Below are 15,930 nucleotides of genomic sequence, written 5' to 3'. Positions count from 1 at the left end.
NTCGATGTCCGAAGGCACGGTCGAGCCGCCCTGGAACTCGTGGAAGATGGCGCGATAGGGCTTGCCCATGACGGCGGCCAGGGTGTTCAGGCGGCCGCGGTGGGCCATGCCGAAGACGACCTCGTCGACGCCCAGGGCGCCACCGCGCTTGATGATCTGTTCCAGCGCCGGGACCATGGCCTCGCCGCCGTCCAGACCGAACCGCTTGGTGCCGGGGAAGCGTTTGTGCAGGAAGCGTTCGAAGCCCTCGGCCTCGATCAGCTTGTTCAGGATGGCCAGCTTGCCTTCCTTCGTGAAGGCGTTCTGCTCGAACTTGTCGCGCTTGTTGTAGCCGCCAAANCGGGACCATGGCCTCGCCGCCGTCCAGACCGAACCGCTTGGTGCCGGGGAAGCGTTTGTGCAGGAAGCGTTCGAAGCCCTCGGCCTCGATCAGCTTGTTCAGGATGGCCAGCTTGCCTTCCTTCGTGAAGGCGTTCTGCTCGAACTTGTCGGGGCCTTCGAAGCGCGCCTGCAGCCAGGACTTCTCCTCCGGCTCGGCGATGTGCATGAACTGGATGCCGATATTGCCGCAGTAGGTACGGCGCAGGATGGACAGCACCTCGCGGATGCTGCCGGTCTGCAGGCCCAGCACCCCGTCCAGATAGATGGGGCGGTCCAGGTCGGCCTCGGTGAAGCCGTAGAACTCGGGGGTCAGTTCGGGGTTGTTGGTCGCCTGCTCGATGCCCAGCGGGTCGAGCGTCGCCTGCAGGTGACCGCGGACGCGGTAGCTGCGGATCAGCATCAGGGCGCGGATCGAATCGTGGGCGGCGGCGCGGATCGCCTCGGCCGAGACGGTCGGGGCGGCTGCGGCGGGGGCTGCGGCGGCCGGAGCGGCGCCGGGTTTCTTCGGATCGGGCTTGGGGGCGGGCCAGCGACCGTCGAAGACGGCGGAGGCCTCGGTGGGCTCGGCGTTGACCGAACGGCCCCACGAGCCGGCGGCGCCCGAGGCGCGGACGCTGTCGGCGTTGTCCCGCAGCTGGTCGAAGAAGGCGCGCCACTCGGCCGAAACGGACGCCGGATCGGCGGCCCACTTCTCGTGCAGGTCCTCGATGAACGAGGCGTTGGAGCCATACAGGAAGCTGGTCTCTGCAAAGACCTGGTTCAGCCTACCGGCGTCGTCAGCCATCGTATCGTCACGTCCCTTGCAGCGGTGCGCGCACGCCTGCGCGCAACCGGCGCCGCTGATATAGGCGCTGTTTCCTTATCGGTCATGACCGAATGGGGGCGAAAGGGTCGAAAATCGCCCATTTGGGGTGAAATTCGTACGTTTCTTGTCCCGCTATCGGGACAAGAAATCAGCCCTTGAGGACTTCCACCAGCGTCGTTCCGAGGCGCGCGGGCGAGGGCGAGACGCGGATGCCGGCGGCTTCCATGGCTGCGATCTTGGACTCCGCGTCGCCCTTGCCGCCCGAGACGACGGCCCCGGCGTGGCCCATGGTGCGGCCCTTGGGAGCGGTGCGACCGGCGATGAAGCCGACCATGGGCTTGCTGCGGCCCTTCTTCGCCTCGTCGATCAGGAACTGGGCGGCGTCTTCCTCGGCGCCGCCGCCAATCTCGCCGATCATGACGATGGACTGGGTCTCGTCGTCGGCGAGGAACAGCTCGAGCACATCGATGAACTCGGTGCCCTTGACCGGGTCGCCGCCGATGCCGACGGCCGTCGTCTGGCCGAGGCCTTCGTTGGTCGTCTGGAACACCGCCTCATAGGTCAGGGTGCCCGAGCGGGAGACGATGCCGACATTGCCCTTCTTGAAGATGGAGCCGGGCATGATGCCGATCTTGCACTCGTCCGGGGTCATGATGCCGGGGCAGTTGGGGCCCAGCAGGCGCGACTTGGAACCTTCGAGGCGGCGCTTCACCTTGACCATGTCCAGCACCGGGATGCCCTCGGTGATGCAGGTGATGAAGGGGATCTCGGCCTCGATGGCCTCGATGATGGCGTCGGCGGCGCCCGCCGGCGGGNACCATGTCCAGCACCGGGATGCCCTCGGTGATGCAGGTGATGAAGGGGATCTCGGCCTCGATGGCCTCGATGATGGCGTCGGCGGCGCCCGCCGGCGGGACATAGATGACCGAGGCGTCGGCGCCGGTCGCATCGCGGGCTTCGGCCACCGAGGCGTAGATCGGCAGGGTCTCGCCGCCCGAGCCGGTCCAGGTCTGGCCGCCCTTGGTCGGGTGCACGCCGCCGACCATTTTCGTTCCGTGATAGGCCAGCGCCTGTTCGGTATGGAAGCCGCCGGTCTTGCCGGTCAGGCCCTGGACGATGATCTTGGTGTTGCGGTCGACGAGGATGGACATGGGTCTGCTCTGATTATTCGGTCAGCGGGACGGTCGGTGGCGAAGCGATGCTTCAGCCGACCGCCGCGACGATCTTCTGGGCGGCGTCGTCGAGGTCGTCGGCGCTGGTGATGGCCAGACCCGACTCGTTCAGGATCTTCTTGCCCAGCTCGACATTGGTGCCCTCGAGGCGGACGACCAGCGGCACCTTCAGGCCCACTTCCTTCACGGCCGCGACCACGCCCTCGGCGATGACGTCGCACTTCATGATGCCGCCGAAGATGTTGACCAGAATGCCCTGGACGTTCGGGTCGGCGGTGATGATCTTGAAGGCCGCGGCGACCTTCTCCTTGCCGGCGCCGCCGCCGACGTCGCAGAAGTTGGCGGGTTCCTTGCCGTACAGCTTGATGATGTCCATCGTCGCCATGGCCAGGCCGGCGCCGTTGACCATGCAGCCGATGTTGCCGTCGAGGGCGACGTAGGCGAGGTCCCATTCCGAGGCCTCGATCTCCTTGGCGTCTTCCTCGGTCTCGTCGCGCAGTTCCTTGATCTCGGGATGGCGGAACAGCGCGTTGCCGTCGAAGCTGACCTTGGCGTCCAGCACGCGCAGGCGGCCGTTCTCCATGACGATTAGCGGATTGATCTCCAGCATCGACATGTCGGTGTCGACGAAGGCCTTGTAGAGCAGGGGGAACAGCGTCTTGCCGTCCTCGGCGGCTTCGCCGGTCAGCTCGAAGACAGCATTGAGCTTGTCGACGTCGGCGGGGGTCACGCCGGTGGCCGGGTCGATGACGATGGTCTGGATCTTCTCGGGCGTGTCGTGGGCGACGGCCTCGATATCCATGCCGCCCTCGGTCGAGGCGACGAAGGCGATGCGGCCGTGCTCGCGATCCACCAGCAGCGAGCAGTACAGTTCGCGGGCGATGTCGGCGCCGTCCTCGATGTAGAGGCGGTTGACCTGTTTCCCGGCGTCGCCGGTCTGGGCGGTCACCAGGGTGTTGCCCAGCATGTCCTTCGCGTTCTTGATCACGTCCTCGATCGAGAAGGCGAGGCGCACGCCGCCCTTGGCGTCAGGGCCCAGTTCCTTGAACTTGCCCTTGCCGCGGCCGCCCGCGTGGATCTGCGACTTCACCACATACAGCGGACCGGGCAGCTGCTTCGCAGCCGCTTCGGCCTGATCGGCCGAGGTGATCGCCACGCCCTCGGCGACCGGCGCGCCAAAGCCCTTCAGGACCTGTTTGGCCTGATATTCGTGAATGTTCATGGGAGGAGCCGCCACAACGCTGGGGAAGAGTTGCGGCGCTTATAGGGGCTGCGCCTTCGCAGGCGCAACCGTGTCGTCACCCTAGTCCACCCAGTCTTTCGTCAGGGTCCGCGAAGCGCCGATCAGCAGGGCGGACGCCAGCAGATAGAAGCCCATGCCGGTGTAGATGGCCCAGCGCAGGCTCTCGTCGCCGAAACGCGGGGCCAGCAGATCGCTCATCCAGCCGAAATAGAAGAAGCCGACGGCGATGCCGAGCAGGTTGTTGATCAGCAGGAACAGGGCCGAGGCCGTGGTCCGCATGGGCGCCGGCACGAGGTGCTGGACCGCCGCCGTGATCGGCCCCAGCCACACAAGGTTCAGCCCGGTCGGGATGAGGAAGATCAGGAAGGCCATGGTCAGGGCGGCGGCGCTGTTGCCTCCGGCGCCGGGCATGACCTGTTCGATCAGCCAGCCCGAGTTCATGGCCAGGATGAAACAGGGCGCCGAGATCAGGAAGGCGATGGCGGGCACCAGCGGATAGGCGCCCTTCGACCGCTTGCCCAGCTTGTCGGCGACCATGCCGCCCAGCCAGATGCCGGCGATGCCGCCGACAAGGGCGATGCCGGAATAGTACCAGCTGACCTGGGTCAGGGTCAGGCCGAAGCTGCGCATGAAGAACAGCGGCAGCCAGCCGGCGACGCCGTAACCGCACACCGAGGACGAGGCCGCGCCAAGCGCCAGCAGCCAGAAGCTCTTCTTCTTCATCACCACCGAGGCGGTGGAGCGCGAGATGAAGACCGACAGGCCGATCACCGCCAGCAGGCCGGCGGCGAACATCCAGACGGTTCCGGGTCCGCTGAGGAAGGGGGCGATCCCCTTGGCCACGGCCCAGGCGGCACAGAGGCCGGCGACGATGAACAGGGCGAGGGCGACATAGAGGCCGACCTTGCGAGAGGCGGCGGGACCGGCGGCGGCGGCGGCGATCGCGGCGTGGGCCGCGGCGCTTTCCATGCCGCCGCGCTTCGGATCCTTGACCGTCAGGCGCAGCACCGGCGCCAGCAGCAGACCGGCGAGTCCTACGACGATGAAGGCCGTCTGCCAGCCGAATTTAGCCGCCAGCAGTCCGCCGACGAGCGTGCCCGCGGCCGTGCCCAGCGGGATGCCGAAGGCGTAGGCGGCCAGCGCCCGGGCCCTTTGATGCGGCGGGAAATAGTCGGCGACCAGCGAATAGGACGGGGCCACGCCGCCCGCCTCGCCGACGCCCACGCCCATGCGGCACAGGAACAACTGGCCGAACGAACCGGCCATGCCGCACAGGGCGGTGAAGCCGCTCCACACGGTCAGGGCCGCGGTCATGATCCAGACGCGGCTGAAACGGTCGGCCAGCCAGGCGATGGGGATGGCCAGCGTCGAATAGACCGAGGCGAAGGCGATGCCGCCCAGCAGTCCGAACTGCTGGTCGCTGAGCTGGAAGTGGGCCTTCAGGGGTGCGGCAAGGATGCCGATGATCTGCCGATCCAGGAAGTTCAGCATGTAGACCAGGATCAGGATGGCCAGCACATAGTAGCGATAGCCCGGCCGGATCGCGGGCTCGGCGGTGTCCGTGGTCGTCATGATCTTCCCCGACGGTCTTCTTGTTGGCTGGGACGGTAGCGGCGCTTTCGTACAGCGCCAAAGAAAAAGGGCGGCGGCTCAGGAGAACCGCCGCCCGTGATCAGATGCGATCAGGCTTCAGGAGTCGTGCCGATCAGAACTTCACGCCGACGGAGAAGGTATAGGTCCGCGGCGCCCCGTAGAAGGCGATGATCGAGTTGCCGGTCGGGACGCCCGGGAAGTTGTAGCCGCCCGTCTTGTAGCGCTCGTCGCTGAGGTTCTTGCCGTTCAGGGCCACCGTCCAGCGGTCGCTGGCCGAGGTCCAGACCGCGCTGGCGTCGTACATCCAGTAGGATTCCTGATCCAGCAGCGGGGCGGCGATCTCGAACTGCTGGTACGCGCCGCGATAGGCCGCGGACGGCGTGAAGTTCAGATAGGAACCGTCCGAGAAGTTGTGGGTGTACGTCCCGCTGATGGCGCCCGTCCATTCCGGCGTGTTCTGGAAGTCGCGCTGGTCGGCCACATCGATGAAACAGCCCGGCAGGGTCGGGCAGGTCGTATTGCCCGAAAGGGTCGGAACGTAGGCGAGGAACTCGTCGAACTGGGCGTCGATGTAGCTCAGCATCCCGTTCAGGACGAGGTTGTCTGTGACGCGGAACTGGCCCTCGAACTCCCAGCCGCGGATGGACGATGAACCAACATTGTCGACCACCGAGGTAATCGTCGCGCCCGACGGATACTGCGTGGTGATCTGCTGATCTTCATAGGCCGAGTCGAAGACAGCGGTAGCGAAGGTGAAGTTGTTGAACAGGCGGCCTTTCATGCCCAGTTCGATGGTTTCGACCGTTTCCGGATCGTAGCCGTCGACCGTGGCGGGATAGGCGATCGCGTCGCCGCGCATATCGAAACCGCCCGACTTGAAGCCGCGGCCCCAGGAGGCATAGGTCGTCAGATCCGGCGTGATCTCATAGGTGACGCTGACGCGCGGCGTGAATTCCTCGAACTCCTTGGTATCCGTGTAGTTGGTGCGGACCGGGAGCAGGGGGATCGCGGATGAGTTGCCGAAGTAGGGGCTGCGGATGCCGAGGTACTGCTGACGGTAAACGGTGCCCGTCTTTTCGTCATGGGTGAAGCGCCCGCCGACCGAGACCGACAACTGGTCGGTGACGTCGTAGGAGAAGTCGCCGAAGGCTGACCAGCTCTTGGTGTCGACGCTGCCCGAGGTAAGGGTCGTCAGGTTGAAGGCTCCCACCACAGTGTCGAAGGCGCCGGAAGCGGTGGCGTCGAGGAAGAACACGCCTGCCACGCCCGACCAGCGGTCGCCTTCCATCAGCGCCTGGAACTCCTGGCTGAGCTGATCGTCGTCGTACTGGGCCGGGATGTCCAGGATCGGACCGGGCAGGTTGTCGAAGTCGATGTTGCCGCGCGTCGAGCCGTCACGATAGGCGGTGACTGACTTGAGCGTCAGCCAGTCGTTGGCCTGCCACTCGCCGGTCAGCGAAATGCCGCGCGTCTCGACCTCGTTCTTGTCGCCGGCGCCGGCGAAGGTGTCGTATTCGTTGGCCGGGATCGGCGCGAACTCGCGGTGACCGTGACGGGCGTTCGAGCTGTCCTTCACGTAGTCGCCGGCGAGGCGGAAGAACAGGCTGTCGTCCGGAGTCCATTCCACACTGGCGCGGGCCGCAGTGACGTCCTTGTTGTAATGCTCAGTCCCGGTGTTGCGGTTCGTGCCGTAGCCGTCGCGCAGGTAGCGGGCGACGCCGGCCGAGAAGCCGACGGTGTCGCTGACCGGGCCCGAGACGGTGCCGATCGCATCGAACTGGTCGTAGCTGCCGTAGGCGCCTTTCATGGAGATCAGGGACTCGTCGCCGATCCGGCGCGTCACGTATTTGATGGCGCCGCCGATGGTGTTGCGGCCGTACAGGGTGCCTTGCGGGCCGCGCAGCACTTCAATGCGCTCGACGTCGAAGATGTCGAGAACGGCGGCCTGCGGACGGGCGACATAGACGTCGTCGATGTACAGACCCACGCCCGGGTCGAAGCCCCACAGCGGGTCCTGCTGGCCGACGCCGCGGATGAAGGAAATCAGGGTCGAGTTCGAGCCGCGGGCCGAGTTCAGCGTCAGGCTGGGCGTCGTGCGCGCCAGTTCTGTGATGTCCGCCGTGCCGCGGTTTTCCAGCGCCTCGGCGCCGATGGCGGTCACCGCGATCGGCACGTCCTGCAGGACTTCGGCGCGACGGCGGGCGGTGACGACGACGTCATCGACCGTCGTGGCTCCGTCTTGAGGCGCGGCGTCCTGCGCCATGGCGAAGGACGAAAGCGCGCTCCAGGCGGCGCCAGCCAGCAAGGCCGTCTTGATGTAGCGGTTCATGGGTACCCCAATCCTGTGATTTCCAGCCGAGACGCTTTTATTCAGCGTTCAATGATTTTCGCGGAACGTAATCGTTTTCAGCCGCCTGTCAAACGGCGCAGCTTCCGTCGCGTCAGCCGCGCGCCGACCTGTGGCGCCGTTGCACAGGCGGGCGAATGAGGCCTAGCTTCAGCGCATGACCAAGCTTGACGCGCCGGCGGCCAAACGCGGCCGCCCACCCAAGGCCAAGGCGGCCGGTTCCGCCGACACCCGCGACCTGATCCTGGACGCCTCCGAGGACCTGTTCTCGAAGCACGGCTTCTACGGCGTGACGATTCGCGAGGTGGCGCGGGAGGCCGGCGTGGATACGGCGCTGGTCCACTATTATTTCGGAGCCAAGCGGGGGCTGTTCGACGCCGTGTTCCTCAGGCGGGCCGAGGTCTGGAACAACGAGCGGGTCGACGCCATCAACCGCTATGCGCGCGACGCCGGCGACGGCGGGATGACGCTGGAGGGGTTGCTGGAGGCTTTCCTGCGGCCGCCGTTCCAGTGGTCGCTGAAGGGCGGACCGGGCTGGAAACACTATTCCGCCCTCGTGGCCCAGACCAACGCCAACCCGACCTTCGGCGGCGAGACCATGGCCCGCTATTTCGACCCGGCGATCCGCCGGCTGATCGAACTGGTCAAGGTGATCATGCCCGAGGCGCGGGAGGTGGACCTGTACTGGGCCTATCACAACCTGTCGGGGGCGCTGACCCTGACGCTGGGCGAGACGGGGCGGCTGGACCGGTTGTCGGGCGGGCTGTGCCGCTCGGGCGATCTGGAGAGCGCCTGCGACTATATGGTGCGGTTCGCGGCGGCCGGGTTCCGGGCGGTGTGTCTGCCTGCGAAGGCCTGATCCGGCATGAGCGCAAGCGAGACCCCGCAGGATGTGGTGCGGTTCTCCATCGATCGCGGGCTGCTGCGCGGGCTCGGCGTGGCGCTGGCCGCGGGGGTGCTGCTGGCCCTGACCGAGGCCTTCGGCATGGGCGGAACATCGCTTCTGTTCCGGCTGGGGTACTGGTTGCCGATGATGCTGTTGGGCGCCTTCTGGGGCCATCTGTGCTCGCGGCTGGTCGAGCGGCATGTCGATATGGACAGGCGGCCCTGGCTGACGGTCGCCACGCTGACCCTGGTGATCTCCGGCCCGCTGGCGGTCATGGTCTGGGCCATCACCGGCTGGTTCTTTGACGACGACCGATCGGTGGTTCTGGCGCGGCTGCCGGACTTCCTTGGACCCGTGCTGGTGGTCACGGGCGCCCTGAGCGCCCTGAACGTCTTTCTGGGCCGGACGCCGGTGCAGACCCATGCGGCGGCGGCGGGCGCCCGGCCCGCGCGCTTCCTCGACCGGTTGCCCCTCAAGCTCAGGGGGGCGGTCATTCGGGCCGTCCAGTCCGAAGACCACTATCTGCGCATTCACACCGACCGGGGCTCGGACCTGATCCTGATGCGACTGTCCGACGCCCTGACCGAGCTGGAAGGGCTGGAGGGCGCCCAGACGCACCGCAGCTGGTGGGTGGCGAAGGATGCCGTGCGCGGGGTGAGCCGGGGCGACGGCCGGGCGACCCTGACGCTGGACGGCGGGCTGGAGGCGCCGGTAAGCCGGCGGTACGCCAAGGCCCTTCGCGAAGCCGGCTGGTACTGAACCCGCCGTCACTTCCTAGCCCGCCCAGACGCCATGGAAGCCCGCAGGCAGGGCCACGTCGGCGCGCCAGGTGGCGACGGGGCCGTCGGCCACCCGTGCCGCGTTGAAGGCATGCAACTCGGTGACGCCCTGGCGCAGGTTGATCGAGGGGGCGATCAGCCAGGCGTCGCTCTCGTCCGCGCCACGAGGCACGAACACGGCCTCCTCCACGATCTGCGTCGCGCCGAAGGTGAAGGCGTCGGATCGGCCGCTGTCCCAGTCCCAGGTCGCGATACCGGAAGGCAGGGGCTGGTCGGCGCGCTCGCCGGCGGTGTGGACGGTCAGGCGGCGGCGCAGGCCGGCGCGGCGCGGGTCGCTGCGGGGGAATTCCGCGATGACGCCGCTGGAGGTCAGTTCGGCGCGGCCGTCGGCGTGGAGAGTGACCAGTTTCAGGACCGCGGGCTCTCCTGCGACGACCCCGCGCTGCTCGACCAGAACCTTCGCTCCATCGATCGCGAAGGCCACGTCCTTGCCGGCGGCGACGTCGAAGCGGATCGTGCCTGACACATCCTCCCAGGCGTCGCCGACGTGGAAATAGCTGAAGGCGGGCAGGTCGAAGAGGCGGCGGCGCGACAGGTCGGCCTTGTCGACCACCATGATCTGCGTCCCCAGCTCGGGCTTCCAGGCGAACTGACTGGCGTAGGGCATGCCGCGGTGGTCGAAGACCCAGGGCTGGAGCACCAGGATCAGGTGGCGGGCCGTGGCGGTGAAGTCGTGCATGAAGCTGGCGCGGGGCAGGTCGATGACCTGTGCCGTGTGCAGGCTGCGGTCGGCGTTGAGGCGCCAGACGACCGCCTTGTCGCCGTTCAGGCCGATGTTCCAGATCGTGCCGTCAGGGTCATAGCGGGGGTGGGCCTGGAAGGGCATGCCCTTGAGGTCGTCGCGCAGGGTGACGAACCGCTTCGTCGACAGGTCCGCAGCCGACATGGCCAGCGGCGAGCCGCCTTCCCAAAGGGCCCAGATCTCGTCGCCGGCCACCATGACGGAGGTGTTGGCGGCGTTGGCGTCGTCATTGGAGCCGACGCGGGCGCGGGCGTCGCCGGAGGTGCCGAAGCCCGGGGTGACGACGGCGCCGATCTCGCTTTCCCAGCGGCGCTTGGGCGTGTCGGCGAAGCGGGCGTCGAGGGTGACCTGGCCCTCGTTGATCCGGAACGCGCGCATCATGCCGTCGCCGTCGAACCAGTGGGTGGCCGAGCCGCCCGGGCGACGGAATTTGGCCGGGCCGTTGCGGAACAGGGTCCCCGTCAGGCCCGCCGGGGCGCGGCCGTGGACGAGGCGCATGGCGCGGGGCGCGATGTCGGCCTCGACGTCGGCGGTGGCCAGGGCCCAGTCGGCGGAGGCCTGCATGGCGGCCATGGCGCGGACGGTTTCGGTCGTGACCACGGCGGCGGAGAGCGCGGCGGCGCCCATCAGGAAGGAACGGCGGGAGGCGATCATCAGGCGGCCCCTAGCGGATCGTGATGGTCTGGGCCGTGTCGCCCGAGACGGGGAAGCGGGCGGCGGCCCAGCGGGCGGGGCCCATGTTGCCGACGGCGTTGTTGGAGAAGGCATAGGGCTCGATGGGGATGCCGAAGGGGTTGGTGTTCATTTCCCCGTTGCCGTCGACGTCGTGGAAGGCCTTCACGGCGTAGTCGCCGGCGGGGAGGTTTTCGAAGCGGGCCACCACGGGGCCGTCAGCCGGGACGGCCATGGCGGCGACGGGGGCGCCGCCTCCGTATGCGGCCTCCGAGTTGTAGAGGGCGACCATGACCGAGCCGGTCGTGGCGCCGGTTTCGAAGGTGACGACCACGCTGGCGTTCGCGGGGGCGGTCTGGGTCAGGAGCATGAGGGCGGCGGCGAGGGCGATCACGGCGAGGTCCTTTCAAACGGGGCCCGACGACCGGGCCGTTTCGATGGACCGACCGTCAGGCGGGGCCGGCGGCCTCGCCATGCGGATTGCGGGATCCGGCGCTGTCCGTTCGCGAACGGCGGCGGGTGTTCGTTCACGAAGCGCGGGCGCCCACGCAGCTCAGACCTTGTCGAGCGCCCCCCATCCGAAATGCAGCAGGGGGGTCATGTCGGCGATGAAGCCGGCGAGGGTTTCAGGCAGGTCCGGACTCGAAATCTCCGCGCCGGTGAGGGGGCGGCGGGCGTACCACTGGGTGCGTTTCAGGGCGGCTTCCAGCGGGCCGCCGGCGTGGTCCTCATAGCCCTTGGGCATGCGCTTGACGGCGAGCCCGGGGGCGAGGCGCAGGCCCTTCTTCGTCAGGTGTTTCTCGATGGCCAGCCATGCGGCGGGGTCGGCGACGATGGCGCGGCGGACGCGCTCGCTGTTCTTGCGGTCGTAGAGGAAGAAGCCGGCCGAGACATAGGGGCCGCGGCCGTGGGCGTCCTCGACGTCAGGAATGCCGGCCGAACCCGCCCCCGGGTCGACCGCCTCGGGCTCTGACAGCCGCGCGCCCGGATGGGTCGAGGGATCCAGCGGGTCGATGGAGTCATAGTCGAAGCTGTCGGCGGTGACGCGCGATCCGCCCTCGGGCTCGATATGGATATAGGCCATGCCGGGCGACATCTTCAGTCCGTCGCGGGTCAGGACGGCCGAGAGGTGGGTCTTGTACGGCGCCTTGTTCTTCGAGAATCGGACGTCGCGGTGGATGCGGAACTGGCTCCTGTTCGGGTCCCCGCCCAGCGCCAGGCCGCGCGCGGCGCAGGCGGTCGAGGCGTCGGCGATCAGGGCGCCCAGCGCGGGTTTCAGCGTCTCGTCATAGACGGCGCGGTTGGCGATGAACCAGTCGCGGTCGTTGTGTGCGGCGAGGCTGGACAGGAAGGCCAGGTCGACGGGGGCGAAGCCGGGGAAGGTCATGGCGCCCCTATAGCCGGGTCGGCGGGCGGAGAAAAAACAGTCTCATGAGTCTCATGAGTCTCATCGGCCGGGTCGGACGCATGTCCGCGCCGGCTGGCCCAGATTGCGTCCTGCTGTTCCGACAGCCGATCCATCTCGGCCTCCTCGGCATCCATGGCGTCGCGCACACGCCGCCAGCGCAGCGCCCCGGCGGCGTCGCCGCGCAGCACCGCGCGCATCATCCGGCGGGCGGCGACGTATGACAGTTCGCACAGTTCGACCTTGTCCAGATCGCCGCCGACGCGGGCCTCCAGTTCGACGCCTTCATCGTCAGGGTCCAGCCGGTTGCGTGGCACCCACGGCTGGTCGCGGCGCCGCCAGCCCTCCTGCGCGGCGCGTCGGCGCAGGGTGCTGAGCCGGACGTCATGGCGTTCGCAGACCTCGGACGCCGACAGGCCGGCCAGATAGTCCTCGCGCACGGCGGCCCAGACCTCGTCGGGAACGAGGCGGCGGCCTGAGCCGTCCCCGCGCCAGTTCTGGAGCACGGGCGGGAATTCGAACGGCGCCGGAAGGGCGTCGGCGGGGGCGGGATGTGAGCCATCGGGCATGGTGGTTCTCCGTCTTGTGACGGGGAATCATACGGCCGGCTCGGGGCGTGCGAGGTTGGAGGGGCGTAGCGGCGGGTGACGGGCTGGAATCACCGGGTCGCGGCGGTTTTTCGGGGGTGCAGGAAAAAGTTCGGCCGCCCTTCCTTTCGTCATCCTCCGGCGAGCGCAGCGAGACCGGGGGACCAGCGGCGCCGAAGGCGATCTGTTCAGGCAGGGTGTCCGCGACAGATTCGCGCTCGCGCGCGCCGCTGGGTCCCCCGGCCTGCGCCGCTTCGCGGCTTGCCGGAGGATGACGAAAGAGGAAGCGGTTCGACCGTCTGCTCCCCCTAGCGGAACACGCAGTTCACCCCGGCCCACATCGAGGTGACCGTGGCGGCGTCGGTGGTTCCGGACAGGAAGCCGAAGATCTCGCCGGCGGCGAACTCGGGGCCCAGGGTGTCGGTGGTGACCGTGACGTCGGGATGGGCGGCGCGGAGTTCGGCCAGGGTGGAGCCGACGTGGACGCCGGAGGCGGTGGCGAAGCCGCGCGGGGCGCCCTCGCTGGCGGTCCAGCCCGCCAGCTGGCCGTCCGAGAAGGCCAGTTCGAACCAGTCGCCGAGGTAGGCGAAGGTCAGCGGCCCCGCGCCGCATTCCTCATTGGAGCCGCGCCGGAGCGGCTGGCCGCCGTTCAGGCCGGCGACGAAGGCGACGGCGTCCGCCTCGGTCTGCGCTTCGCCAAAGGTCAGCTTGCGGTCCGCGCCGCCCGCGGGATTGGCCAGGGTGACGCCGTCGGCCTCAAGCAGAGCCGTGCTGATCCCGGCCGGGGCCGGAGCTCCGGGCGCGGGCGCTGCGGCGGCCGGGGCGTCGGCGGGGGGCGGAGCCTCGGGCGAACAGGCCGCGAGGATCAGGGCGAGGGCGGAGGCGGCGGGAACAAGCTGTTTCATCAGGCACCGTATTGCGGGTTGGCGAACGGGAAAGGCCGAGGCCTCGGGACGGCAAGACGAGTGGGCCGGACGGCCTAGCCGCAGGCGCAGACGGCTTCCCGGCTGCAGGTCGAGGCGCCGCCGGACCCCGGCGCGGCGTAGCGGGTCACGCCGGTCGTGCAGCGGGCCGGAGCTCCGACAGGGCAGACGGCGGTGCAGCCGCCGCAAACGCCGGTCGGGGCGGCGCTGCAGCCGCCGGCCTGGGCCGCGCCGGCCCCGGCCTCGACCCGGGTGATGACGGCCTCGACCTGCGACGGGTGGTTGCCCGTCGGCTGGCCGAAGGTGCCGAGGAATTCGGCGCCGGGAATGCCGCCCGCCGGCACACAGGCCGCGAGCGTCAGGGCGAGCGTGGCGATCGCCAGAATACGTTTGAACATTGGATCCTCCCCAGGATGGTCCTGAAGGCGTAGGCGATCGGTGGTATTCGAGCAAGGCGCACGTCAGTCGCGCGTGGGGCGGAGGGGTAGCGCGGCGCGCCTATCGACCCATATCCGACGCACCTCAAGCCATGAGACGCCCCATGACAAAGACCCTCCACATCGACTTCGTCTCCGACGTCGTCTGCCCCTGGTGCGTGGTGGGGCTGGGCGGGCTTCAAACAGCCCTTGATGCGCTCAAGGCCGAGGGGATCGGGGCGGACATTCATTTCCAGCCGTTCGAACTGAACCCGCAGATGCCGCCCGAGGGCGAGAACATCGTCGAGCACATCGGCCGCAAATACGGCTCGACCCCCGAACAGTCGGCGGCCAACCGGGCGATGATCACGGAGCGCGCCGCCGAGGCCATGCCGGGCTTTGAAATGCGGATGGGGCCGGACAGCCGCATCTGGAACACCTTCGACGCCCACCGGCTGCTGCACTGGGCGGGGACGGTGGGGGCGGCGGAACAGAGGGCGTTGAAGGCGGCGCTGTTCGCGACCCATTTCACCGACGGGAAACGGCTGACGGACGCCGGGGTGCTGGCCGACGCGGCGGCCGCCGCGGGGCTGGACCGGGACAAGGCGGTCGAGGTGCTGGCCGACGACCTCCATGCCGCCGAGGTGCGGGCGGCCGAGGAGCTGTGGCGCGCGCGGGGGATCAATGCGGTCCCGGCGGTGGTGGTGGAGGGGAAGTATCTGATCTCGGGCGGACAGCCGGCGGCCGTGTTCGAGGAGGCGCTGCGGAAGATCGCGGCCGGGGGCTGAGGCCTCGGCCCGGTCGAAGGTTCGTCGCGAAAAACCCCTGTGGGCGGACGGGCCGTTAGGTGTGTGTCGGCGAACGACCGTCCGGAGCCGATCATGATCTTGCGCGCATTCCTCCCTGTCGCCCTGGCCGGCGCCCTGTTTTGGGCCGGGACCGGCGCGGCGCAGGAGCTTCAGGCGGGTCAGACGATGACGCAGTCCGAGGCCGATCGGCTGGAGGCGGTGCAGTCCGATCTGGACCGGATGGAGGCCGAGGAGGCGGACGAGGCGCGTCGGGAGAGCAGCCGTCTGGAGGCGTATCGCCGCGCTGTCCGCGAAGGTCGGGACCAGCCGCGCCAGGTCGATGCCGAACAGGCCGAGGTCAACCGCGAGGAATATGAGGACTGGTCGACCTGCCTCGCCAAATTGCCGGATCAGCAGGCGACGATGATCCGGCAGATCCTGGCCCAGCACGAACTGTCCGTGAAAAGCATTCAGGACAGCGCCGCCCCGGGCGCGAACGTGAGCGCGGCCATCGACCAGCAGCGGGCGCTGCGGGACCAGTTGATCGCAGCGATCGCCGGAGAAAGCTGCGGCTGATGGACCAGATTCCGGCAGGCGAACCCGCACGTCGAACCCTGAATGTGATGGCGGTCTTGTAGCCATCGGGCTTTGAGAGAACACTGTCCCGCCCATACGGGAGAGGACGGATGCTCAAGCGGATGATCGTCGCGGGCCTGATGGCCTGGCCCCTGACGGCGGGGGCGCAGACGCCGGCTCCCGTCGCCGCCGCCGAGCCGGTGACGGTGGAGTCCTACTATCGCATCCGCTGGGGCGGCATGGGCGAGTTCATGGCGCTGTACCGGCGCAACCATGCGCCGGTGCTGGAGGCCATGAAGGCGCGGGGGTTCATCACCGGGATCGAGATCGAACAGCCCTTCACCCACATGGCCGGCGACCAGCGCTGGGACCTGAGGGTGACCGTCACCTATCGCGACGCCGAGGCGGCGCTGGGTCCGGCCTATGGCGCGGCGGCGGCGGCCGAGATGGACCGGCTGTATACGGATGTGGCCGGGCACACCGCCGAGGAGGCGCGGCGGTTCTCGCTGGTCGAGGAACACTGGGACGTGGTGGTGGAAGCGGCCGACTAAGGCC

General features: G+C 68.5%; 14 protein-coding genes and 4 pseudogenes. 5 read left to right on the top strand and 13 right to left on the bottom strand.

Annotated elements, in window-relative coordinates; translation table 11 throughout:
- Nucleotide 1: 1 nt before the first annotated feature.
- The 7 genes and pseudogenes from sucA (ASD25_RS33225) to ASD25_RS15770 all read right to left on the bottom strand — a co-directional run.
- A pseudogene (gene sucA, locus ASD25_RS33225) lies at nt 2-339 on the bottom strand (2-oxoglutarate dehydrogenase E1 component); the annotation flags it as partial.
- Between the two features lies 1 nt (nt 340).
- A pseudogene (gene sucA, locus ASD25_RS30525) lies at nt 341-1,165 on the bottom strand (2-oxoglutarate dehydrogenase E1 component); the annotation flags it as partial.
- A gap of 169 nt (nt 1,166-1,334) precedes the next feature.
- Nucleotides 1,335-2,001 (bottom strand): annotated as a pseudogene (gene sucD / locus ASD25_RS15785) (succinate--CoA ligase subunit alpha); the annotation flags it as partial.
- Nucleotide 2,002: 1 nt separating this feature from the next.
- Nucleotides 2,003-2,337, bottom strand: a pseudogene (locus ASD25_RS32040) (succinate--CoA ligase subunit alpha); the annotation flags it as partial.
- Between the two features lie 52 nt (nt 2,338-2,389).
- Nucleotides 2,390-3,580, bottom strand: coding sequence for an ADP-forming succinate--CoA ligase subunit beta (sucC, locus tag ASD25_RS15780; RefSeq protein WP_056618668.1), 1,191 nt, complete (start codon nt 3,578-3,580; stop codon nt 2,390-2,392).
- Between the two features lie 81 nt (nt 3,581-3,661).
- Nucleotides 3,662-5,173 (bottom strand): MFS transporter, encoded by a 1,512-nt coding sequence (locus ASD25_RS15775; RefSeq protein ID WP_056618665.1) that lies wholly within the window; start codon nt 5,171-5,173, stop codon nt 3,662-3,664.
- A 133-nt stretch (nt 5,174-5,306) separates the two neighbouring features.
- On the bottom strand, nt 5,307-7,523 hold the full coding sequence (locus ASD25_RS15770; protein ID WP_056618662.1) for a TonB-dependent receptor: 2,217 nt from the start codon (nt 7,521-7,523) through the stop codon (nt 5,307-5,309).
- A 175-nt stretch (nt 7,524-7,698) separates the two neighbouring features.
- On the opposite strand from ASD25_RS15770, the gene ASD25_RS15765 reads away from it, so the two are divergent.
- Nucleotides 7,699-8,400, top strand: a complete 702-nt coding sequence (locus ASD25_RS15765) for a TetR/AcrR family transcriptional regulator (protein WP_056618660.1) — start codon at nt 7,699-7,701, stop codon at nt 8,398-8,400.
- A gap of 6 nt (nt 8,401-8,406) precedes the next feature.
- Complete coding sequence (locus ASD25_RS15760; protein ID WP_056618657.1) at nt 8,407-9,186, top strand: LytTR family DNA-binding domain-containing protein; 780 nt, start codon at nt 8,407-8,409, stop codon at nt 9,184-9,186.
- Between the two features lie 15 nt (nt 9,187-9,201).
- Here the strand turns inward: ASD25_RS15760 and ASD25_RS15755 are convergent, their stop codons facing one another.
- From ASD25_RS15755 to ASD25_RS15730, 6 genes are all read right to left on the bottom strand, one after another.
- On the bottom strand, nt 9,202-10,662 hold the full coding sequence (locus ASD25_RS15755) for a carotenoid oxygenase family protein (protein ID WP_056618653.1): 1,461 nt from the start codon (nt 10,660-10,662) through the stop codon (nt 9,202-9,204).
- Nucleotides 10,663-10,672: 10 nt separating this feature from the next.
- On the bottom strand, nt 10,673-11,074 hold the full coding sequence (locus ASD25_RS15750) for a DUF2141 domain-containing protein (protein WP_235562750.1): 402 nt from the start codon (nt 11,072-11,074) through the stop codon (nt 10,673-10,675).
- Nucleotides 11,075-11,233: 159 nt separating this feature from the next.
- Nucleotides 11,234-12,067, bottom strand: a complete 834-nt coding sequence (locus tag ASD25_RS15745) for a DUF2461 domain-containing protein (RefSeq protein WP_056618651.1) — start codon at nt 12,065-12,067, stop codon at nt 11,234-11,236.
- Nucleotides 12,064-12,654 carry a hypothetical protein gene (locus tag ASD25_RS15740; protein WP_056618649.1) on the bottom strand — a complete coding sequence of 197 codons (591 nt, stop codon included), beginning with the start codon at nt 12,652-12,654 and terminating at the stop codon, nt 12,064-12,066. The genes ASD25_RS15745 and ASD25_RS15740 overlap by 4 nt, the downstream gene beginning before the upstream one ends.
- 326 nt (nt 12,655-12,980) lie before the next feature.
- Nucleotides 12,981-13,577, bottom strand: a complete 597-nt coding sequence (locus ASD25_RS15735) for a hypothetical protein (protein ID WP_056618647.1) — start codon at nt 13,575-13,577, stop codon at nt 12,981-12,983.
- A gap of 74 nt (nt 13,578-13,651) precedes the next feature.
- Nucleotides 13,652-13,993 (bottom strand): hypothetical protein, encoded by a 342-nt coding sequence (locus tag ASD25_RS15730; RefSeq protein ID WP_056618644.1) that lies wholly within the window; start codon nt 13,991-13,993, stop codon nt 13,652-13,654.
- A gap of 143 nt (nt 13,994-14,136) precedes the next feature.
- On the opposite strand from ASD25_RS15730, the gene ASD25_RS15725 reads away from it, so the two are divergent.
- The 3 genes from ASD25_RS15725 to ASD25_RS15715 all read left to right on the top strand — a co-directional run bounded on the left by ASD25_RS15725 (nt 14,137) and on the right by ASD25_RS15715 (nt 15,926).
- Entirely contained in the window at nt 14,137-14,799 is a 663-nt protein-coding gene (locus tag ASD25_RS15725) for a DsbA family oxidoreductase (protein ID WP_056618641.1), read from the top strand.
- Between the two features lie 93 nt (nt 14,800-14,892).
- A complete protein-coding gene (locus ASD25_RS15720) occupies nt 14,893-15,375 on the top strand; it encodes a hypothetical protein (RefSeq protein WP_156389339.1) in 483 nt (160 codons plus the stop codon).
- A gap of 110 nt (nt 15,376-15,485) precedes the next feature.
- Nucleotides 15,486-15,926, top strand: a complete 441-nt coding sequence (locus ASD25_RS15715) for a hypothetical protein (protein WP_056618636.1) — start codon at nt 15,486-15,488, stop codon at nt 15,924-15,926.
- Nucleotides 15,927-15,930: the final 4 nt, after the last annotated feature.

The sequence above is a fragment of the Brevundimonas sp. Root1423 genome (assembly GCF_001426805.1).
This window is presented reverse-complemented; position numbering and strand designations above follow the sequence as displayed.

What these genes read in the sequence shown, in the direction of transcription:
- ASD25_RS15755 (WP_056618653.1), bottom strand. Translation starts at nt 10,662, where the DNA reads ATGATCGCCTCCCGCCGTTCCTTCCTGATGGGCGCCGCCGCGCTCTCC.
- sucC (WP_056618668.1), bottom strand. Translation starts at nt 3,580, where the DNA reads ATGAACATTCACGAATATCAGGCCAAACAGGTCCTGAAGGGCTTTGGC.
- ASD25_RS15720 (WP_156389339.1), top strand. Translation starts at nt 14,893, where the DNA reads ATGATCTTGCGCGCATTCCTCCCTGTCGCCCTGGCCGGCGCCCTGTTT.
- ASD25_RS15740 (WP_056618649.1), bottom strand. Translation starts at nt 12,654, where the DNA reads ATGCCCGATGGCTCACATCCCGCCCCCGCCGACGCCCTTCCGGCGCCG.
- ASD25_RS15775 (WP_056618665.1), bottom strand. Translation starts at nt 5,173, where the DNA reads ATGACGACCACGGACACCGCCGAGCCCGCGATCCGGCCGGGCTATCGC.
- ASD25_RS15765 (WP_056618660.1), top strand. Translation starts at nt 7,699, where the DNA reads ATGACCAAGCTTGACGCGCCGGCGGCCAAACGCGGCCGCCCACCCAAG.
- ASD25_RS15760 (WP_056618657.1), top strand. Translation starts at nt 8,407, where the DNA reads ATGAGCGCAAGCGAGACCCCGCAGGATGTGGTGCGGTTCTCCATCGAT.
- ASD25_RS15745 (WP_056618651.1), bottom strand. Translation starts at nt 12,067, where the DNA reads ATGACCTTCCCCGGCTTCGCCCCCGTCGACCTGGCCTTCCTGTCCAGC.
- ASD25_RS15725 (WP_056618641.1), top strand. Translation starts at nt 14,137, where the DNA reads ATGACAAAGACCCTCCACATCGACTTCGTCTCCGACGTCGTCTGCCCC.
- ASD25_RS15770 (WP_056618662.1), bottom strand. Translation starts at nt 7,523, where the DNA reads ATGAACCGCTACATCAAGACGGCCTTGCTGGCTGGCGCCGCCTGGAGC.
- ASD25_RS15730 (WP_056618644.1), bottom strand. Translation starts at nt 13,993, where the DNA reads ATGTTCAAACGTATTCTGGCGATCGCCACGCTCGCCCTGACGCTCGCG.
- ASD25_RS15715 (WP_056618636.1), top strand. Translation starts at nt 15,486, where the DNA reads ATGCTCAAGCGGATGATCGTCGCGGGCCTGATGGCCTGGCCCCTGACG.
- ASD25_RS15735 (WP_056618647.1), bottom strand. Translation starts at nt 13,577, where the DNA reads ATGAAACAGCTTGTTCCCGCCGCCTCCGCCCTCGCCCTGATCCTCGCG.